This window comes from Pseudomonas sp. NPDC087615 (genome assembly GCF_044743445.1).
Classification (GTDB): Bacteria; Pseudomonadota; Gammaproteobacteria; order Pseudomonadales; family Pseudomonadaceae; genus Aquipseudomonas; species Aquipseudomonas baetica_A.
The window spans coordinates 1-18,368 of record NZ_JBIUWM010000082.1 but is presented as its reverse complement, the minus strand read 5'-3'; the positions used below and the strand labels follow the sequence as shown (position 1 = coordinate 18,368).

Annotated in this window: 18 protein-coding genes; 14 read left to right on the top strand and 4 right to left on the bottom strand. The window is 58.3% G+C overall.

All coding sequences use genetic code 11. The annotated features are described in order from the left end of the window. The 6 genes from minD to ACIOU6_RS26030 all read left to right on the top strand — a co-directional run. Window positions 1–647 (top strand): septum site-determining protein MinD (gene minD, locus ACIOU6_RS26055; RefSeq protein ID WP_401139437.1); only part of this gene is annotated, 647 nt, incomplete at its 5' end. Next, the gene (gene minE, locus ACIOU6_RS26050; protein ID WP_007940845.1) at window positions 647–901 is read left to right on the top strand and encodes a cell division topological specificity factor MinE; all 255 of its coding nucleotides are present in this window, start codon (window positions 647–649) and stop codon (window positions 899–901) included. The genes minD and minE, both read left to right, overlap by 1 nt. A 91-nt stretch (window positions 902–992) precedes the next feature. Continuing rightward, a complete protein-coding gene (locus ACIOU6_RS26045; RefSeq protein ID WP_007960625.1) occupies window positions 993–1,628 on the top strand; it encodes an RluA family pseudouridine synthase in 636 nt (211 codons plus the stop codon). 182 nt (window positions 1,629–1,810) lie between these two features. Continuing rightward, complete coding sequence (locus ACIOU6_RS26040) at window positions 1,811–3,100, top strand: M18 family aminopeptidase (RefSeq protein WP_221734239.1); 1,290 nt, start codon at window positions 1,811–1,813, stop codon at window positions 3,098–3,100. A 196-nt stretch (window positions 3,101–3,296) separates the two neighbouring features. Then, on the top strand, window positions 3,297–3,473 hold the full coding sequence (locus tag ACIOU6_RS26035) for a hypothetical protein (protein WP_221734240.1): 177 nt from the start codon (window positions 3,297–3,299) through the stop codon (window positions 3,471–3,473). Window positions 3,474–3,550: 77 nt separating this feature from the next. Then, window positions 3,551–5,704: a mechanosensitive ion channel family protein gene (locus ACIOU6_RS26030; protein WP_221734241.1), complete on the top strand. Its 2,154-nt coding sequence runs from the start codon at window positions 3,551–3,553 to the stop codon at window positions 5,702–5,704. Window positions 5,705–5,766: 62 nt separating this feature from the next. On the opposite strand, the gene ACIOU6_RS26025 is transcribed toward ACIOU6_RS26030, so the two are convergent. Then, a complete protein-coding gene (locus ACIOU6_RS26025) occupies window positions 5,767–6,480 on the bottom strand; it encodes a UTRA domain-containing protein (RefSeq protein ID WP_221734242.1) in 714 nt (237 codons plus the stop codon). A 351-nt stretch (window positions 6,481–6,831) separates the two neighbouring features. On the opposite strand from ACIOU6_RS26025, the gene ACIOU6_RS26020 reads away from it, so the two are divergent. The 6 genes from ACIOU6_RS26020 to ACIOU6_RS25995 all read left to right on the top strand — a co-directional run bounded on the left by ACIOU6_RS26020 (window position 6,832) and on the right by ACIOU6_RS25995 (window position 12,191). Continuing rightward, on the top strand, window positions 6,832–7,899 hold the full coding sequence (locus ACIOU6_RS26020; RefSeq protein WP_221734243.1) for an ABC transporter substrate-binding protein: 1,068 nt from the start codon (window positions 6,832–6,834) through the stop codon (window positions 7,897–7,899). 182 nt (window positions 7,900–8,081) lie between these two features. Continuing rightward, window positions 8,082–8,888 carry an alkaline phosphatase family protein gene (locus ACIOU6_RS26015; protein WP_401139431.1) on the top strand — a complete coding sequence of 269 codons (807 nt, stop codon included), beginning with the start codon at window positions 8,082–8,084 and terminating at the stop codon, window positions 8,886–8,888. A 5-nt stretch (window positions 8,889–8,893) separates the two neighbouring features. Further along, complete coding sequence (locus ACIOU6_RS26010) at window positions 8,894–9,730, top strand: ABC transporter permease subunit (RefSeq protein WP_221734252.1); 837 nt, start codon at window positions 8,894–8,896, stop codon at window positions 9,728–9,730. Continuing rightward, the gene (locus ACIOU6_RS26005; protein WP_401139425.1) at window positions 9,717–10,517 is read left to right on the top strand and encodes an ABC transporter permease; all 801 of its coding nucleotides are present in this window, start codon (window positions 9,717–9,719) and stop codon (window positions 10,515–10,517) included. The genes ACIOU6_RS26010 and ACIOU6_RS26005 overlap by 14 nt, the downstream gene beginning before the upstream one ends. Continuing rightward, entirely contained in the window at window positions 10,514–11,503 is a 990-nt protein-coding gene (locus ACIOU6_RS26000) for an ABC transporter ATP-binding protein (RefSeq protein ID WP_221734246.1), read from the top strand. The genes ACIOU6_RS26005 and ACIOU6_RS26000 overlap by 4 nt, the downstream gene beginning before the upstream one ends. A gap of 34 nt (window positions 11,504–11,537) precedes the next feature. Further along, window positions 11,538–12,191: an HAD family phosphatase gene (locus tag ACIOU6_RS25995; protein WP_221734247.1), complete on the top strand. Its 654-nt coding sequence runs from the start codon at window positions 11,538–11,540 to the stop codon at window positions 12,189–12,191. Window positions 12,192–12,307: 116 nt separating this feature from the next. Here ACIOU6_RS25995 and ACIOU6_RS25990 read toward each other — a convergent pair whose 3' ends face one another. Then, window positions 12,308–13,270, bottom strand: coding sequence for a zinc-binding dehydrogenase (locus ACIOU6_RS25990; protein WP_221734248.1), 963 nt, complete (start codon window positions 13,268–13,270; stop codon window positions 12,308–12,310). 138 nt (window positions 13,271–13,408) lie between these two features. On the opposite strand from ACIOU6_RS25990, the gene ACIOU6_RS25985 reads away from it, so the two are divergent. Further along, on the top strand, window positions 13,409–15,493 hold the full coding sequence (locus ACIOU6_RS25985) for a carboxy terminal-processing peptidase (RefSeq protein ID WP_221734249.1): 2,085 nt from the start codon (window positions 13,409–13,411) through the stop codon (window positions 15,491–15,493). A 134-nt stretch (window positions 15,494–15,627) separates the two neighbouring features. Beyond that, window positions 15,628–17,418: a bifunctional diguanylate cyclase/phosphodiesterase gene (locus tag ACIOU6_RS25980; RefSeq protein WP_401139420.1), complete on the top strand. Its 1,791-nt coding sequence runs from the start codon at window positions 15,628–15,630 to the stop codon at window positions 17,416–17,418. A 130-nt stretch (window positions 17,419–17,548) separates the two neighbouring features. Here ACIOU6_RS25980 and ACIOU6_RS25975 read toward each other — a convergent pair whose 3' ends face one another. Then, window positions 17,549–17,848 carry a contact-dependent growth inhibition system immunity protein gene (locus ACIOU6_RS25975; protein WP_401139417.1) on the bottom strand — a complete coding sequence of 100 codons (300 nt, stop codon included), beginning with the start codon at window positions 17,846–17,848 and terminating at the stop codon, window positions 17,549–17,551. Further along, on the bottom strand, window positions 17,838–18,368 hold a 531-nt coding region (locus ACIOU6_RS25970), incomplete at its 5' end, for an RNase A-like domain-containing protein (protein ID WP_401139414.1). The genes ACIOU6_RS25975 and ACIOU6_RS25970, both read right to left, overlap by 11 nt.

Here is an 18,368-nt window from a genome sequence, read left to right as displayed (position 1 = left end):
TGGTGTATGACTTCGTCAACGTGGTCAACGGCGAAGCCAACCTGCAACAGGCTCTGATCAAAGACAAGCGCCTGGAAAACCTCTACGTACTGGCCGCCAGCCAGACCCGCGACAAAGACCCGCTGACTGTCGAAGGCGTGGAAAAAGTCCTGATGGAGCTCAAGGAACAATTCGAGTTCGTGGTCTGCGACTCCCCGGCGGGCATCGAAAAAGGCGCGCACCTGGCCATGTACTTCGCCGACGAAGCGATCGTTGTGACCAACCCGGAAGTGTCCTCGGTACGAGATTCGGACCGCATGCTCGGCCTGCTGGCCAGCAAATCGCGTCGCGCCGAACGTGGCGAAGACCCGATCAAGGAACACCTGCTCATCACCCGCTATCACCCGGAGCGTGTTGAAAAGGGCGAAATGCTCGGCGTCGAAGACGTCAAGGAAATCCTCTCGGTCACCCTGCTCGGCGTGATCCCGGAATCCCAGGCGGTGCTCAAGGCATCCAACCAGGGCGTGCCGGTGATTCTCGATGACCAGAGCGATGCCGGTCAGGCCTATAGCGATACCGTCGACCGCCTGTTGGGCAAAGAAAAAGCCCACCGTTTCCTCGATGTCGAGAAGAAGGGATTCTTCGAGCGACTTTTTGGAGGTAGGTAATGAACCTTTTTGACTTCTTTCGTGCCAACAAAAAGCCAAGTACCGCCTCGGTAGCGAAAGAGCGTCTACAGATCATCGTGGCGCATGAGCGCGGCCAGCGCAGCACGCCGGATTACTTGCCAGCCTTGCAGAAAGAACTGGTGGAAGTGATCCGCAAGTACGTCAACATCGGCTCCGATGACGTGCATGTCGCACTGGAAAACCAGGGCAGTTGCTCGATTCTGGAACTCAACATCACCCTGCCTGATCGCTGAGTCGATCTGGCAGGAACGACGGCGGTTCAGGGCCATTCCCACAGTGGAATGGCCCTGAACCGCCGTTGGCATTTGTTACGAGGCTGTTTTAATGCCGTTGTCCAACATCCGCATCATCCATCAGGACGCCGCCGTACTGGTGGTCGACAAACCCACGTTGCTGCTCTCGGTGCCCGGTCGCGCCGACGACAACAAGGACTGCCTGATTACCCGCTTGCAGGAAAACGGCTACCCGGAAGCGCGCATCGTCCATCGCCTGGATTGGGAAACGTCCGGCATCATTCTGCTCGCCCGTGACGCCGACACCCATCGCGAACTGTCGCGCCAGTTCCATGACCGCGAAACCGAAAAGGCCTACACCGCGTTGGCGTGGGGTCAACCGGAACTGGACAGTGGCAGCATCGACCTGCCGCTGCGCTACGACCCGCCGACCAAGCCGCGTCATGTGGTCGACCACGAATTCGGCAAACATGCGCTGACTTTCTGGCGTGTGCTGGAACGTTGCGGGGACTGGTGTCGCGTCGAGCTGACGCCAATCACCGGCCGCTCGCACCAATTGCGCGTACACATGCTGTCAATCGGTCATCCGCTGCTCGGTGATGGCCTCTACGCACATGAGCAAGCCCTGGCCGCATGGCCACGCCTGTGCCTGCACGCCAGCATGCTCAGCTTCACCCATCCGCAAACGGGCGAACGTCTGCGCTTCGAGTGCCCGGCACCGTTCTGACCAGCAACGCTTTATCCCTGTGGGAGCGGGCTTGCTCGCGAACGCGGTGGTTCAGAAACAGAAATGCTGACTGACACACCGCTTTCGCGAGCAAGCCCGCTCCCACAGTGATCGACTTCGGCCCCGCGCCAATTCCACGTTCAATGCGTTAAACTCCCGGCCATTGCTGTCTGGAGTTTCTTATGCGCGAAGAGTTGAACCAAGGCCTGATCGACTTCCTCAAGGCCTCCCCTACCCCGTTCCACGCCACTGCCAGCCTTGTTCAACGTCTGGAGGCCGCCGGTTTTGTGCGCCTCGACGAGCGCGAGCCATGGACCACCGAAGCCAACGGTCGCTATTACGTCACCCGTAATGACTCCTCGATCGTCGCGATCAAAATGGGCCGCCACTCGCCTTTGCATGGCGGTATCCGTCTGGTTGGCGCGCACACCGACAGCCCGTGCCTGCGGGTCAAGCCGCAACCGGAGCTGCAACGCCAGGGCTTCTGGCAACTGGGCGTCGAAGTCTACGGCGGCGCCCTGCTGGCGCCGTGGTTCGACCGCGACCTGTCGCTCGCCGGCCGCGTGACCTTCCGCCGCGACGGCAAGGTCGAGAGCCAGTTGATCGACTTCAAGGCACCGATCGCCATCATTCCCAACCTGGCCATTCACCTCAACCGTGAAGCCAATCAGGGCTGGGCGATCAATGCCCAAACCGAATTGCCGCCGATCCTCGCGCAGTTTGCCGGTGACGAACGCGTCGACTTCCGCGCCGTACTGACCGATCAACTGGCCCGCGAACACGGCCTAAACGCTGATGTGGTGCTGGATTACGAGCTGAGCTTCTACGACACGCAAAGTGCCGCGGTGATTGGCCTCAATGGTGACTTCATTGCCGGCGCACGCCTGGACAACCTGCTGTCGTGCTATGCCGGCCTGCAAGCCTTGCTGACAGCCGAGACCGACGAAACCTGCGTATTGGTCGCCAATGACCACGAAGAAGTCGGCTCCTGCTCGGCCTGCGGTGCCGATGGTCCGATGCTCGAACAGACCCTGCGTCGTCTGTTGCCGGAAGGCGACGAGTTCGTCCGCACCATCCAGAAATCCCTGCTGGTCTCGGCCGACAACGCCCACGGCGTGCACCCCAACTATGCCGAGAAGCACGACGCCAACCACGGCCCGAAACTCAACGCCGGCCCGGTGATCAAGGTCAACAGCAACCAGCGCTACGCCACCAACAGCGAAACCGCCGGGTTCTTCCGCCATCTGTGCATGGCCGAAGAAGTGCCGGTGCAAAGCTTCGTGGTGCGCAGTGACATGGGCTGTGGCTCGACCATCGGCCCGATCACCGCCAGCCACTTGGGCGTGCGCACCGTCGATATCGGCCTGCCGACCTTCGCCATGCACTCGATCCGCGAACTGTGCGGCAGCCATGATCTGGCGCACCTGGTCAAAGTGCTGAGCGCGTTCTACGCCTGCCGCGAATTGCCATAACAGCGTTAAAAGCTTCGCGAGCAAGCCCGCTCCCACACTGGAATGCATTTTAAATGTGGGAGCGGGCTTGCTCGCGAAAGCGCCAGTTCCGGCAATACCGAATCATCCTAGCGGCGATTCAATTCTGACGCACATCACCCCCCCTCAAACAAAACCGACCTAGACTTGAATCATCCCCTCCGACAAGGCAGTCACCATGATCTCGATGTCCTCCTTCCACGCCATGCTCATTCCCATCCTGTGCGCAATGATTCTGCTGGCCGTCGGCTTCAACTTCCGCGACAAGAACATCGGTGTGTTCGCGATGTGGGTCGGCATGCTGACGATCCTCGCCACTGTGGTTTACAAGATCCTCGCCAAACTCAACGAATAAATCTGCACCCGGCTCGCATTGAGTAATGCGCCCTCGTACACTCCAGCGAATCCGCCCCTTGCGAGGTTGACCGCCTAGTGTTCGCTCGTCTTTTTGCTTTGCCCAGTCTGTTCTTCATCTGCCTGATGACGCTACTGCCCATGGCGCCCGCCCAAGCGGTCGGTCTGCCGGGCCTGCTCAACACCACCAAGGCACAACCCGAAGCTCAGGAACCGCTCGACCAGTCGCTGGACGAAGTCATCAAGTCGCTGGAAAACGACAAGCAACGCTCGCAGTTGCTGAGCGATTTGAAGAAACTGCGCGATGCCACGAAAAAAGCCCAAGCCTCCCCCGAAGAGGGCGTACTCGGGTTGATCGGCGGCACGCTGGCCAATTTCGAGAAGCAGTTTTCCGGCGCCGACAGCCCGATCACACGCTGGTCCAACGAGTTCGATCTGGCTCAGGACGAGCTCAAAGCCCTGATGCTGCCGGCCAGTGAATGGCTGCCGATCATCTTCGGCTTCGCCGTGATTCTGATGCTCTGGAGTCTGCTCGCCGCCGCGCTGATCTGGCTCGGTCATCGGGTACGCATGCGTTTCGGCCTCACCGAAGAACTGCCGCAACACCCCAAAGCTCTCGACATGCTGCGCTTTGCACTGCGCAAACTCGGGCCATGGCTGATTGCATTGGTGATTACCGTTTACATGAGCTACGCCCTGCCATCGTCACTGGGCAAAAGTCTGGCGATGGTGTTGGCCTATGCGCTGGTGGTCGGCACCTGTTTCTCGGCGATCTGCGTGATCGCTTTTTCCGTGCTCGACGGTCCACACCGTCATCGCGCGTTGTACATCCTGCGCCATCAGGCGTTTCGGCCACTGTGGCTGATCGGCAGCTTCGCCGCCTTCGGCGAAGCGCTGAACGATCCGCGCCTGATCGAGAGTCTCGGCGTGCATCTTGCGCATACCGCTGCAACGGTCACCAATGTTCTCGCGGCGCTCTCTACCGGGTTATTCATCCTGCGTTTCCGCCGGCCGATCGCGCACCTGATCCGCAACCAACCGCTGTCACGCCGCCTGACCCGCCGCGCCCTGAGCGACACCATCGAGATCCTCGGCACCTTCTGGTACGTGCCAGCACTGGTGCTGGTTGGCATCTCGCTGTTCGCCACTTTCGTCTCCGCCGGCGACACCAGTACCGCGCTGCGCCAGTCGATGCTCTGCACCGTGCTGTTGGTGCTCTGCATGGTCATCAATGGGCTGGTGCGCCGCCACTCGCTTAAACCGCCACGCGGACCGAAACGCCATGCGTTGTATTCCGATCGCCTGAAGAGCTTCTTCTACACCCTCGCCCATCTGCTTGTGTGGCTGGTGTTCATTGAACTGGGGCTGCGCGTCTGGGGCATGTCGCTGATCGGTTTCACCGAGGGTGAAGGCCACGATATCAGTGTCAAACTGTTCAGCCTGATCGGCACGCTGATCTTCGCCTGGCTGACCTGGATCCTCAGCGACACCGCCGTGCACCACGCCCTCACGCGCTCGCGCAAAGGTCTGGCCAACGCACGCGCGCAAACCATGATGCCGCTGATCCGCAACGTCCTGTTCATCACGATTTTCATCATTGCGCTGATCGTCGCCCTGGCGAACATGGGCATGAACGTCACCCCCCTGCTGGCCGGTGCCGGCGTGATCGGTCTGGCCATCGGTTTTGGTGCTCAGTCGCTGGTGGCGGACCTGATCACCGGCCTGTTCATCATCATCGAAGACTCCTTGGCCATCGATGATTACGTGGATGTCGGCGGCCACCTCGGCACCGTCGAAGGCCTGACCATCCGCACCGTGCGCCTGCGCGACATTGACGGCATCGTCCACACCATCCCGTTCAGCGAAATCAAAAGCATCAAGAACTACTCACGGGAATTCGGTTACGCGATCTTCCGCGTGGCAGTGCCGTACAACATGGAAATCGACGACGCGATCAAACTGATGCGCGACGTCGGCCAGAAGATGCGCACTGATCCGCTGCAACGCCGCAACATCTGGTCGCCGCTGGAAATTCAGGGTGTGGAAAGTTTCGAATCCGGCAGCGCGATTCTGCGCGCCCGGTTCAAGACCGCGCCGATCAAGCAGTGGGAAGTTTCCCGAGCCTTCAACCTGTCGCTCAAGCGACATCTGGATGAGGCAGGACTGGATCTGGCGACGCCGAGGATGAGCGTGCAAGTGATCACTGCCGGCGGTGGTCAGCCGAAGGAATAGCGCTTAAGCACCGGATATTCACCCCATCAACAAGAACCTGATCGGCCCAGCGGCCGCCAAGGTCAAACCACATCAACACCGACATGAATCGCATCATGGCGCCAAAACTCCAGATCACAATCAATCAAGCGCTCATGCTGATCATAATTGACCCGAGCAATCCGCAATCCCGGACTCCCCACCGACACCCTTAAAGCCGCCGCCGCATCAACAGACAACGACGTAGGCACAATCTCGAATCGCACCCGCCCATAGTGCAAATCGTAATGCCGCGCATACAACTCGGTAATCGACTGATTCAAATCAAACTCAAGAATCCCCGGAAAAAACTGCGGGTTCAAATAGTGCTCCACATAAAGCACCAACCGCCCATCAATGCGCCGCGACCGGCAAATCTGAATCACGCTCGACAGCGCCGGCAACTGCAACCACGCACACACTGCCGCCGACGCCGGCTGCAGTCGTGCCGAAATCACCTCGGTCGACGGCACCCGCCCCTGCGCACTGACCATCGCGTGAAAGTGACTGCGCTGCATCAGGTTGTACGCCAGACGCGGCGGCGAGACGAACCAGCCACGCCGCTCCTCACGATAAATCTGCCCCTGCGCCTCCAATTGCAACAATGCCTCACGCACCGTAATGCGCGTCGTGCCGAACAACTCACTGAGCTTGCGCTCGGCCGGCAACTTGCTGCCGGGAGCCAACAGCCCGTGGTCGAGCTGCTCCTGCAAGATTTGGCCAATGGCTGTCACCGCTTTTGTTGCCTCATCGCGCATCAACGTTACCTATCTGGACTAGACCAGCACTGTTTCGGGGCAAAACCGAACGGCCAATGAACCGTTTGAGTGTGTTGCAAGCCTAGGCAGTGCAGATGACCGAGAGATGACAAAACTGCCCAGCGGTCGCTCTCACGACTTGCAATACACCGGCCAACTCCCTTGCCCTGCGGGGCTTTGAGCATGGTCTACGCTTACTTGGCACTCGCCGATCCAGGGCAAATAAAGGGTCTTGCGCAAGGCCATCGACATCAAAGTGTCATCCAGCACCCTTAAATTGGCTCAGGTATTGCTGACCTAGACCAACACAAACCGCAATCGCAGCGTTGAACACGACCAAGGAGCTTCGTAATGAAACAGCTTTTCCTGGCAACACTGTTAGGCTCGACCATCGCAATGTGTACAGCCGCCATGGCGGCCGACACCGATCTGAAAACCCTCGAAGCCGCTGCGAAAGCGGAAGGCGCCGTCAACAGCGTCGGCATGCCCGATGACTGGGCCAACTGGAAAGGCACCTGGGAAGACCTGGCCAAGACCTACGGTCTGAAACACATCGACACCGACATGAGCTCGGCCCAGGAAATCGCCAAATTCGCCGCCGAAAAAGACAACGCCAGCGCTGACATCGGCGACGTCGGTGCTGCCTTCGGCCCGATCGCGGTCAAGCAAGGCGTGGTGCAACCTTACAAGCCAAGCACCTGGGATCAAGTGCCAGCATGGGCCAAGGACAAGGACGGCAACTGGGCACTGGCCTACACCGGCACCATCGCGTTCATCGTCAACAAGAAGTTGCTGCACGGCTCCGAAGTGCCGACCAAATGGGCTGACCTCAAGGGCGGCAAATACAAGGTGTCCATCGGCGACGTGAGCACCGCTGCACAAGCGGCCAACGGTGTACTGGCTGCGGCACTGGCCAACGGCGGCGACGAGAAAAACATCCAGCCTGCCCTGCTGATGTTCGCAGACATCGCCAAGCAAGGTCGTTTGTCGATGGCCAACCCGACCATCGCCACCATGGAAAAAGGCGAAATCGAAGTCGGTGTGGTCTGGGACTTCAACGGCCTGAGCTACAAGGCCAAGATGGCCAACCCGGATGACTACGTGGTGCTGATCCCGTCTGACGGTTCGGTGATTTCCGGCTACACAACCATCATCAACAAGTACGCGAAAAACCCGAACGCCGCCAAGCTGACCCGCGAATACATCTTCAGCGACGCTGGCCAGACCAACCTTGCTCGCGGCAACGCCCGTCCAATCCGCGCCGAACACCTGCAACTGCCGGAAGACGTGAAAGCCAAACTGCTGCCGAACGAGCAGTACAAAAACGTCACCCCGATCAAAGACGCCGATGCGTGGGAAAAAACCTCCAAATCTCTGCCACAGAAGTGGAACGAAGAAGTCATCGTAGAGATGAAATAACCCTGTAGCTCACCACAACTGGATCCACCAGGGATCCAACTGTGGGAACGAGGTTGCTCGCGAAGGCGGTGGCTCAATCAACAATGATGTTGGCTGATACAACGCCTTCGCGAGCAAGCCCGCTCCCACAGTGGGTTGAGTTGATTTAGAGTTTTTGAAAATTTCGCGGAGTTTTTGCCCCTATGAAGCACAGCGTCATCCTTGTCGTGCTCGACGGTCTCAACTACGAGGTCGCACGTCACGCCATGGGGCATCTGCAGGCTTACGTTGGCGCAGAACGCGCCGCGCTCTACCAGTTGGAGTGCGAGTTGCCGGCCCTGTCCCGACCGCTTTATGAATGCATCCTCACCGGCGTGCCGCCCATCGACAGCGGCATCGTCCACAACAACGTCTCGCGCCTGTCCAATCAGCGCAGCATCTATCACTATGCTCGCGACGCCGGCCTGAAAACCGCCGCAGCGGCCTATCACTGGGTCAGTGAACTGTATAACCGCTCGCCGTTCGAGGCCGCTCGCGACCGTCACACCGACGATCCATCGCTGCCGATCCAGCATGGGCATTTCTACTGGAACGATCACTACCCGGATTCGCACCTGTTCGCCGACGCCGAAAACCTGCGCCTGCGCCATGCGCCGAACTTCCTGCTGATCCATCCAATGAACATTGACGACGCCGGCCACAAGCACGGCCTCGACACCCCGCAATACCGCAACAGCGCGCGCTCGGCGGACATCATCCTCGCCGATTATCTACAGGCTTGGCTCGATGCCGGTTATCAAGTGCTGGTGACCGCCGACCACGGCATGAACAATGATCGCTCGCACAACGGTTTGCTCGCGGAAGAACGCCAAGTGCCGCTGTTCGTCCTCGGCGACGCCTTTAGCCTCAATGCTGACGCCGCGCCAAAGCAGACCGACATCTGTGGCACCGTCTGCGAACTGCTCGGCGTGCCACACGACAAACCCGTCTGCCGGGAGTTACTCAAGTGAACGCGATGAATCGTGGTAAATGGCTTGCTGCGCTGTGCCTGGTGCCTTTCGCAGTGTTCTTCATCGTGTTCGAAATCGCCCCGCTGGTCTGGGTGATGATCAACAGTCTGCAATCGGAAGAGTTTGGTTGGGGCCTGGAAAACTTCACCAAGATCTTCAGTTCGAAGTTCTATCGACAGGCGATCCAGTACAGCCTTGAGATCAGTTTCTGGTCGAGCGTATTTGGCATCATCATCGCTGTGCTCGGAGCGTACTCCCTGCGCCAGGTCGATTCGAAACTGCGCAATTTCGTCAATGCCTTTGCCAACATGACCAGCAACTTTGCCGGCGTGCCTCTGGCCTTCGCGTTCATCATCCTGCTCGGCTTCAACGGCAGCATCACCCTGATGTTGAAGCAGTCAGGAATCATTCAAGACTTCAACCTGTACTCGAAAACCGGGCTGATCATCCTGTACACCTACTTCCAGATTCCTCTCGGTGTGCTGCTGCTCTACCCAGCCTTCGACGCCTTGCGTGAAGACTGGCGCGAGTCGGCCTCGCTGCTGGGCGCCAACGGCTGGCAGTTCTGGCGACACATCGGTCTGCCTGTGCTGACCCCGGCGCTGCTTGGCACGTTCGTGATCCTGCTGGCCAACGCCCTTGGCGCCTATGCCACGGTTTACGCCCTCACCACCGGTAACTTCAACGTGCTGCCGATCCGCATCGCGGCGATGGTCTCCGGCGATATTTCGCTCGATCCCAATCTGGCCAGTGCGCTGGCCGTGGTGCTGATAGCGCTGATGACCATCGTCACCGTCGTGCATCAACTGCTGCTGAAGAGGAGCTACCATGTCTCGCGCTGAATCCGGCCCGGCCGGTCTCTACCACCGCGTCGTGGTCTACCTGTTGTTTGCCATTCTGCTGCTGCCGCTCGCGGGTACGCTGGTCTACTCGATCGCCAGCAGTTGGTCGGCGACCATCCTGCCCAGCGGTTTCACCTTCAAGTGGTACATCCAGCTATGGAGCGATCCGCGTTTCCTGAACGCATTCGGTCAATCATTGCTGGTGTGTGTCGGCGCGCTGGTGCTGTCAGTGGTGCTGATTCTGCCGCTGCTGTTTGTGGTGCATTACCACTTTCCGAAACTCGATGCCCTGATGAACATCCTGATCCTGCTGCCCTTCGCCGTGCCTCCCGTGGTGTCCTCGGTCGGCTTGTTGCAGTTGTACGGTTCCGGGCCGATGGCGATGGTCGGCACGCCCTGGATTCTGATCGGTTGCTATTTCACCGTGGCACTGCCGTTCATGTACCGGGCGATCACCAACAACCTGCAAGCGATCAACCTGCGCGACCTGATGGACGCCGCACAACTGCTCGGTGCAAGCACCTTTCAGGCGGCGTTTCTGGTGGTGCTGCCCAATCTGCGTAAAGGGCTGATGGTGGCCTTGTTGCTGTCGTTCTCGTTCCTGTTCGGCGAGTTCGTGTTCGCCAACATCCTCGTCGGCACTCGCTACGAAACCCTGCAGGTTTACCTCAACAACATGCGTAACAGCAGCGGCCACTTCACCAGTGCGCTGGTCATCTCTTATTTCTTTTTCGTGCTGGTCCTGACCTGGATCGCCAACATCTTGAACAAGGACAAAAGCGAATGAGCTATGTCAGCGTCCAACATCTGCAGAAAAACTATTCCGGCACCACGGTTTTCAGCGACATCAACTGCGAAATCAACAAGGGCGAATTCGTCACTCTGCTCGGCCCGTCCGGTTGCGGCAAATCCACTCTGCTGCGTTGCATCGCCGGCCTGACGCCGGTCGATGCCGGGAAGATCCTGCTCGATGGCGTCGATATCGTGCCGCTGAGCCCGCAGAAACGCGGGATCGGCATGGTGTTTCAGAGCTACGCGCTGTTCCCCAACATGACCGTGGAACAGAACGTCGCTTTTGGTTTGCGCATGCAAAAGGTCAATGCCGACGACAGCCACAAGCGCGTCACCGAAGTGTTGAAACTTGTTGAGTTGAACGACTTTGCCCGCCGCTATCCGCATCAATTGTCCGGAGGCCAATGTCAGCGTGTCGCCCTCGCCCGCTCGCTGGTCACTCGTCCGCGCCTGTTGCTGCTGGATGAACCGCTGTCAGCCCTTGATGCGCGCATTCGCAAACACCTGCGCGAACAGATCCGTCAGATCCAGCGCGAACTCGGCCTGACCACGATCTTCGTCACCCACGATCAGGAAGAAGCCCTGACCATGTCTGACCGGATTTTCCTGATGAACCAAGGAAAAATCGTCCAGAGCGGCGACGCCGAAACACTCTATACCGCACCGGTCGACGTGTTCGCCGCCGGCTTCATCGGCAACTACAACCTGCTCGACGCCGACAGCGCTTCCAAACTGTTGCAACGCCCCATCAACCACCGCATCGCCATTCGCCCGGAAGCCATCGAACTGAGCCTCAATGGCGAACTCGATGCACAGATCCGCAGCCACAGTCTGCTCGGCAACGTCATCCGTTATAGGATCGAAGCCCGTGGCGTGGAACTGGTGGTGGATGTACTCAACCGCTCGGCGGCCGATCTGCACCCGGACGGACAGCGTCTGGCGCTTTCCATCGATCCGACGGCCCTGTGTGAGGTAGCCTGATGACTTTGCTGAAGTTGAAGAGAGAACTGCACTGATGGCCCTGGCAATTTTTGATCTGGACGAGACCCTGATCCACGGCGACTGCGCCACCCTCTGGAGTGAACAGATGGGCCGTTTGGGCTGGGTCGATCCCGAGTCGTTCATGCGCAAGAACAACGAGCTGATGGACGCCTACAGCCATGGCAAATTGCGCATGGAAGACTACATGGCGTTCAGCCTGGAGCCGTTGATCGGCCGTTCGCCGGAAGAAGTCGAACATCTGGTTGGCCCGTGGGTGGAAGACTTCATCGAGCCGATCATTTTCAGTGACGCCACCAAAACCATCGCCGCCCATCGAAAGGCGGGCGACCGGATTCTGGTGATCTCGGCGTCGGGCACGCATCTGGTAAAACCAATTGCTGATCGACTGGGCATCGACGAGATTCTAGGCATCGAACTGGAACTGGCGCATGGCGTATACAGCGGCCAGACCGTCGGAACCCTGACCTACCGCGAAGGCAAGATCACGCGATTGCTGGAATGGCTGGATGCTGAAGAAGAGAATCTGGAGGGTGCGAGTTTTTATTCCGACTCACGCAATGATCTGCCGTTGTTGCTGAAGGTGGATTTCCCACATGTGGTCAACCCCGATCCGGTGTTGCTTGAACACGCCGAAAAGGCCGGCTGGCCAATTCATCTCTGGAAGTAAACATAGATCCAAATGTGTGTGCGGGCTTGTTCGCGAAGGCGGTGGATCAGTCAATAATTTATCGACTGACAATGCGCTTTCGCGAGCAAGCCCACTCCCACAATGGTTGTGTGGTGTCAGCTCAGACTGTCATCAATCACCAAGACCAGTTTCCCGGAAACGGTATTGCTCGCCAGCTCGGCAAACGCCGCCTCGGCGTCTTTCACCGGGAAGGCCTTGGCCAACTGCGGACTCAACCGCCCTTCAGCGAACAATGGCCATACATGCTGGCTCAGGTCACTGAACAGATCGGCCTTGAACTGATCGTCACGGCTGCGCAATGTCGAGCCCAGCAGTTGCACGCGTTTGGCCAGCACTTGCGCCAGGTCCAGTTTCGCCTCACGGCCGCCCATCAAACCGATCAACACCCAACGCCCATCCAGTGCCATCAGCTTGAGATTCAGCGCCGAATAATTGCCGCCAACCGGATCAAGGATCACATCGAAAGGGCCGAAGTCGCGCAGGCTTTCCAGATCATCGGTACGCACCACCCCGCCCTGGGCCCCCAGCGTCTCACAGTAAGCCAAACGTTCGGTCGAGCCGACGCTGACCCAACATGGGTTGCCGAACGCCTTGCACAGCTGAATAGCGGCTGAACCAATTCCACTCGCCCCGGCGTGCAAGAGAACTTTCTCACCCGGTTTAAGCGCCGCAAGTTGAAACACATTCAACCAGACGGTTGCGTAAACCTCGGGCAATGCCGCGGCCTCGACCAGCGAAACACCCTCGGGTACCGGCAATACGTGACGCCCGTCGACCACCACCTCTTCGGCCATCCCGCCCCCAGCCAACAAGGCGCAGACACGATCACCGACCTGCCACGAACTGCCCGCACCGACCTCGCTGATGACCCCGGAGCACTCAAGACCCAGCACTTGGCTGGCCCCTGGCGGCGGCGGATAAAGCCCTGCCTTTTGCAATAAGTCGGCACGATTAAGGCCGGCTGCCGCCACTCGGATGCGAACTTGTCCTACATCGCACGTAGGACTCGCCTCTTCAACCCATACCACTTGACCTTCAACGCCTTGCAATGCCTTCACAGTGCCTCCATAGTGAGTCTGGACTGAGCCCGAAGCTGTAGCGCCGGGCTTTTTGCATTATGCGACCGGCTCTTGTAGATCCGGCGACTTCAAAGACGGCCTAATATGCGTTATCAATTGTCCCCGCGTCGAATCAGCATGAAGCATTTGCTCCCCAGCACCGCCCTCGCTCTTTTTATCGGTATCGGCCTGTTGCCGGTGTCGGGCAATACCTTCGCAGCCAACAGCTGGGACAAGTTGCAGCCTGATCGCGATGAGGTCATCGCCAGCCTGAACGTCGTCGAGTTGCTCAAGCGCCACCACTACAGCAAGCCGCCGCTGGACGACGCGCGCTCGGTGATCATCTACGACAGCTATCTCAAGCTGCTGGACCCATCGCGCAGCTACTTCATGGCCAGCGACATCGCCGAATTCGACAAGTGGAAGACCCAGTTCGACGACTTCCTCAAAAGCGGCGACCTCAACGCCGGGTTCACCATCTACAAGCGCTATCTGGACCGCGTCAAGGCGCGTCTGGACTTCGCGCTTGCCGAGCTGAACAAAGGCGTCGACAAGATGGACTTCACCACCAAGGAAACCTTGCAGATCGATCGCAAGGACGCCCCTTGGCTCAAATCCACCGCAGAACTCGACGACCTGTGGCGCAAACGCGTCAAGGACGAAGTACTGCGGATGAAGATCGCCGGCAAAGAGCCGAAGCAGATCCAGGAAACCCTGACCAAGCGCTACAAGAACCAGTTGGCGCGCCTGAACCAGACCCGTCCGGAAGACATCTTCCAGGCGTACATCAACACCTTCGCCATGTCTTACGATCCGCACACCAACTATCTGTCGCCGGATAACGCGGAAAACTTCGACATCAACATGAGCCTGTCCCTCGAGGGCATTGGTGCAGTGTTGCAGAGCGACAACGATCAAGTGAAAGTCGTGCGCCTGGTACCGGCAGGCCCTGCCGACAAGACCAAACAAGTCGCACCGGCCGACAAGATCATCGGCGTTGCGCAGGGCAACAAAGAGATGGTCGACGTCGTCGGCTGGCGTCTGGACGAAGTGGTCAAACTGATCCGCGGCCCGAAAGGCACCGTGGTGCGCCTGGAAGTGATTCCGGCGAGCAATGCGCCTAACGACCAGACCACCAAGATCGTGTCGATCACCCGTGAAGCGGTGAAGCTCGAAGATCAGGCCGTGAAGAAGTCCATCCTCCACCTGAAACAGGACGGCAAGGACTACAAGCTTGGGGTCATCGAGATCCCGGCCTTCTACCTCGACTTCAAGGCATTCCGTGCCGGTGATCCGGATTACAAGAGCACCACCCGCGACGTCAAGAAGCTGCTGACCGAGTTGCAGAAAGACAAAGTTGATGGCGTGGTCATCGACCTGCGCAACAACGGCGGCGGCTCTCTGCAGGAAGCCACCGAGCTGACCAGCCTGTTCATCGACAAGGGCCCGACCGTACTCGTACGTAACGCCGATGGCCGCGTCGACGTACTTGAGGATGAAAACCCGGGTGCCTTCTACAAAGGCCCGATGGCGCTGCTGGTCAACCGACTGTCCGCATCGGCTTCGGAGATCTTCGCTGGCGCCATGCAGGACTATCATCGCGCACTGATCATCGGTGGTCAGACCTTCGGCAAAGGCACCGTGCAGACCATTCAGCCGCTGAACCACGGCGAACTGAAACTGACCCTGGCCAAGTTCTACCGGGTTTCCGGCCAGAGCACCCAGCATCAGGGCGTACTGCCGGACATCGACTACCCGTCGCTGATCGACACCAAGGAAATCGGCGAGAGTGCTCTGCCGGAAGCCATGCCATGGGACACCATCAAAGCAGCAATAAAACCGGCGGCCGATCCATTCAAGCCGTACCTGGTGCGACTCAAGTCCGAGCATGATACCCGCTCCGCAAAAGACGCCGAGTTCGTGTTCATCCGCGACAAGCTGGCACTGGCACAGAAGCTGATGGAGGAGAAAACCGTCAGCCTCAACGAAACCGAGCGCCGCGCCCAGCATGCGGACATCGATGCCAAGCAACTGGTGATGGAGAACATCCGTCGCAAGGCCAAGGGCGAAGAACCGCTCAAAGAGCTGAAGAAAGAAGACGAAGACGCTCTCGCCGCAGCCGATCCGGACAAAGTCAAACCGGAAGACGACGCCTATCTGGCCGAGACCGGTCGGGTTCTGCTGGATTACTTGAAGCTGAGCAATCAGGTGGCGAAGAAGTAAGGTGATGGCAATTTAATGCTGACGATCCCCGGATCGTCATCAAACAGTCATCATTCTGTCGTGCAATAAAGGACTGGGAGCCACTCTCTTCACCGAGAACGCTCCCAGTCCTTTTTTTATCGCCAGAGATCGCCATGACCACGACCGAACAGCTGAGTGCCTTGAGCTCGATCCTGACTCAAAGCGGTTTAAACAGCCTGTTCCAGCCGATCATTTGCCTCTCCGAGCGACGTATCCTTGGCTACGAAGCCCTCACCCGTGGTCCGTCCAATAGCCCTCTTCACTCGCCCATCGCGCTGTTCGCGGTGGCGCGTCAGGCCGGTCGTCTAAGCGAACTGGAAATCGCCTGCCGACAAAGCGCTTGCCGTCGCTTCAACGAGCAGCAATTACCGGGCAAGCTGTTTCTCAATGTCTCGCCGGAGTCCTTGCTCGAAGCAGCGCATCAGCCAGGGCGGACACTGCAATTGCTGCAAGACTTCGGGATCCCGCCGAGTCAGGTGGTGATCGAACTCACTGAACAAACCCCGATCGATGACTTCCAGTTGCTGCAAACCGCTTTGCATCACTATCGGGCGATGGGGTTTTCGATTGCGCTGGATGACCTCGGTGCCGGGTATTCCAGCCTGCGTCTATGGTCGGAACTGCGTCCGGATTACGTGAAGATTGATCGACACTTTATCGACGGCATTCATCAGGATGCGCTGAAGCGAGAGTTTGTCGGCTCGATCCTGCAAATCGCCAAAGCGTCCCGGGCACAGGTCATTGCCGAAGGCATCGAACTGCCGGAAGAGTTGGCGGTGTTGACCGAAATGGGGGTCGATCTGGTGCAGGGTTACTTGCTGGGACGTCCACAGGAGCACCCGCCCCGAGATGCCCGCGCCCTGATGCCCAAGCACGACAGCAGCGCCGTGGCCCTGAACGACGAAGGCAGCGACCTCAGCGCCCTGCTCAACGACCAACCGGCCGTACCGCGCGATACACCCACCGCCACCGTGCTGGAAGCCTTTCGTCGCCAAGCCAACCTCAACTCACTGGCGGTGCTCGACGAACAAGGCCAACCGTGCGGCATCGTCCATCGTCATTCCCTCTCGGATGCTCTGCTCAAACCGTTCGCCACCGACCTGTTCGCACGCAAACCCATCAGCCGACTGATGAACGACGACTTCCTGGCCGTGGAGATGAGCCAGTCGCTGCAACAGGTCAGCCGCTTGATCACCAGCCGCGCCCGTCAGCGCATCGAAGAAGACTTCATCATCACGCTTAACGGCAGCTACCTCGGCCTCGGCCGTGTGATCGACGTACTCAAACTGATCACTGAGTTGAAAATCCAGCAAGCCCGCTACGCCAACCCACTGACCCTGCTGCCCGGCAACGTGCCGATCCAGCAATGCCTGACGCGCCTGCTGCAACAGGGCCGCGAGTCTGTCATCTGTTACGTCGATATCGATAGCTTCAAACCCTTCAATGACATCTACGGCTACGGCCGTGGTGACGAAGTCCTGCTGTGCCTGGCGCAATGCCTCAACGAACGCGTCGACCCCTCCCGCGACTTCGTCGGCCACATCGGCGGCGACGACTTCCTCCTCGTCCTCGGCCCCGAAGACTGGCGCAAACGCCTCAACCAACTGCTCAACGACTTCCAAAGCCAATGCCGCCGCTTCTACCGCCCCGAACACCTCGAAGCCGGCTGCTTCATCGCGCCGAATCGCCAAGGCGTCCGCCAGGAATTCCCGTTGTTGTCACTGTCCATCGGCGTCGTCCACCTGCACCCCGAAGCCTGCGCACAACTCGATGCTAGTCAACTCGCGGAAATGGCATCGCAGGCGAAGCATCATGCGAAGAATGTTCCGGGGTATAGCGTGCATTTGCTCGACACCATCACCGCCGCCGACCTCCATACCCCGCAACTAATCGGCCAACGCTAACTCCCAAACAACAAAAATCCCTGTGGGAGCGGGCTTGCCCGCGAAGGCGTAATTTCATTTATCACATATATTTTTTCCACCCGTTTGGGCGTCGCTTCGACCCTCTCCACAGTATTCAAATATTGCTATTTTAAGTCTGTTGGAGAATTACAAGTACGTGCTTCAGCCAAGTGCTTCCATCTTGCCATTCATGCCAGTAACAGTAACTACAACCCATCTCCCTTAATAAAAAATCCCGCATCTCTCCCTCTGTTAGACCAAACGCCAATGCGGCTTCAGCTTCCTTTATCACATCTAGAATTACGCAAGCTTCAGAATCCGCAATGAATGATTTAACGACATCATCAGCGACATCAAATTCGCTCATCCAGTCCTCATGAAAATAAGCACCGAGAAACTGAAACAGCTGGGGAAACTCTTCACTTGTCATTTACAAACCCCGTCAAAATAAAGTATCCGAGCGGCGAGTTCACATCTCGTTGAAGCACTAACCTGATGCTAAGCAACGGCTCTAATTTTCCACTACTTCTCACAACACCCACGCCTGCGGGAGCCGAAACCATCTCATTAATAACAAGCTTCTTCGCTTTACCTTTTACAAAATCATCAATTTTTTTCTGATTATCCCTCATGACATTTGACAATACCGCTTCAGCTGCAGATCTATTGGGAAATGTTGATGCGATAGGTATGTTCGGTTCTGCCTCTAGTCTAGCTCTAAGTTGAGCTTCAGATCTCTCGACATGCTTCGCTATAACATGTCCACCTCTAGACTCATGAGCCTCTAAACCACCTCCGGGCACTATCTCACTGTAAGGCCCATCGGCTTGTATTGCCCCAGGGCATGGAGTGCAGCTCAACCCCAACGGATCCACCCACCCCGTCGGATTCGGCACATACCGATACTGATTCAACCCACCCGCCAACTTCACCGGGTCCGGTGTCAGATA

What these genes read in the sequence shown, in the direction of transcription:
- minE (WP_007940845.1), top strand. Translation starts at nt 647, where the DNA reads ATGAACCTTTTTGACTTCTTTCGTGCCAACAAAAAGCCAAGTACCGCC.
- ACIOU6_RS26045 (WP_007960625.1), top strand. Translation starts at nt 993, where the DNA reads ATGCCGTTGTCCAACATCCGCATCATCCATCAGGACGCCGCCGTACTG.
- ACIOU6_RS26040 (WP_221734239.1), top strand. Translation starts at nt 1,811, where the DNA reads ATGCGCGAAGAGTTGAACCAAGGCCTGATCGACTTCCTCAAGGCCTCC.
- ACIOU6_RS26035 (WP_221734240.1), top strand. Translation starts at nt 3,297, where the DNA reads ATGATCTCGATGTCCTCCTTCCACGCCATGCTCATTCCCATCCTGTGC.
- ACIOU6_RS26025 (WP_221734242.1), bottom strand. Translation starts at nt 6,480, where the DNA reads ATGCGCGATGAGGCAACAAAAGCGGTGACAGCCATTGGCCAAATCTTG.
- ACIOU6_RS26020 (WP_221734243.1), top strand. Translation starts at nt 6,832, where the DNA reads ATGAAACAGCTTTTCCTGGCAACACTGTTAGGCTCGACCATCGCAATG.
- ACIOU6_RS26015 (WP_401139431.1), top strand. Translation starts at nt 8,082, where the DNA reads ATGAAGCACAGCGTCATCCTTGTCGTGCTCGACGGTCTCAACTACGAG.
- ACIOU6_RS26010 (WP_221734252.1), top strand. Translation starts at nt 8,894, where the DNA reads ATGAATCGTGGTAAATGGCTTGCTGCGCTGTGCCTGGTGCCTTTCGCA.
- ACIOU6_RS26005 (WP_401139425.1), top strand. Translation starts at nt 9,717, where the DNA reads ATGTCTCGCGCTGAATCCGGCCCGGCCGGTCTCTACCACCGCGTCGTG.
- ACIOU6_RS26000 (WP_221734246.1), top strand. Translation starts at nt 10,514, where the DNA reads ATGAGCTATGTCAGCGTCCAACATCTGCAGAAAAACTATTCCGGCACC.
- ACIOU6_RS25995 (WP_221734247.1), top strand. Translation starts at nt 11,538, where the DNA reads ATGGCCCTGGCAATTTTTGATCTGGACGAGACCCTGATCCACGGCGAC.
- ACIOU6_RS25985 (WP_221734249.1), top strand. Translation starts at nt 13,409, where the DNA reads ATGAAGCATTTGCTCCCCAGCACCGCCCTCGCTCTTTTTATCGGTATC.
- ACIOU6_RS25980 (WP_401139420.1), top strand. Translation starts at nt 15,628, where the DNA reads ATGACCACGACCGAACAGCTGAGTGCCTTGAGCTCGATCCTGACTCAA.
- ACIOU6_RS25975 (WP_401139417.1), bottom strand. Translation starts at nt 17,848, where the DNA reads ATGACAAGTGAAGAGTTTCCCCAGCTGTTTCAGTTTCTCGGTGCTTAT.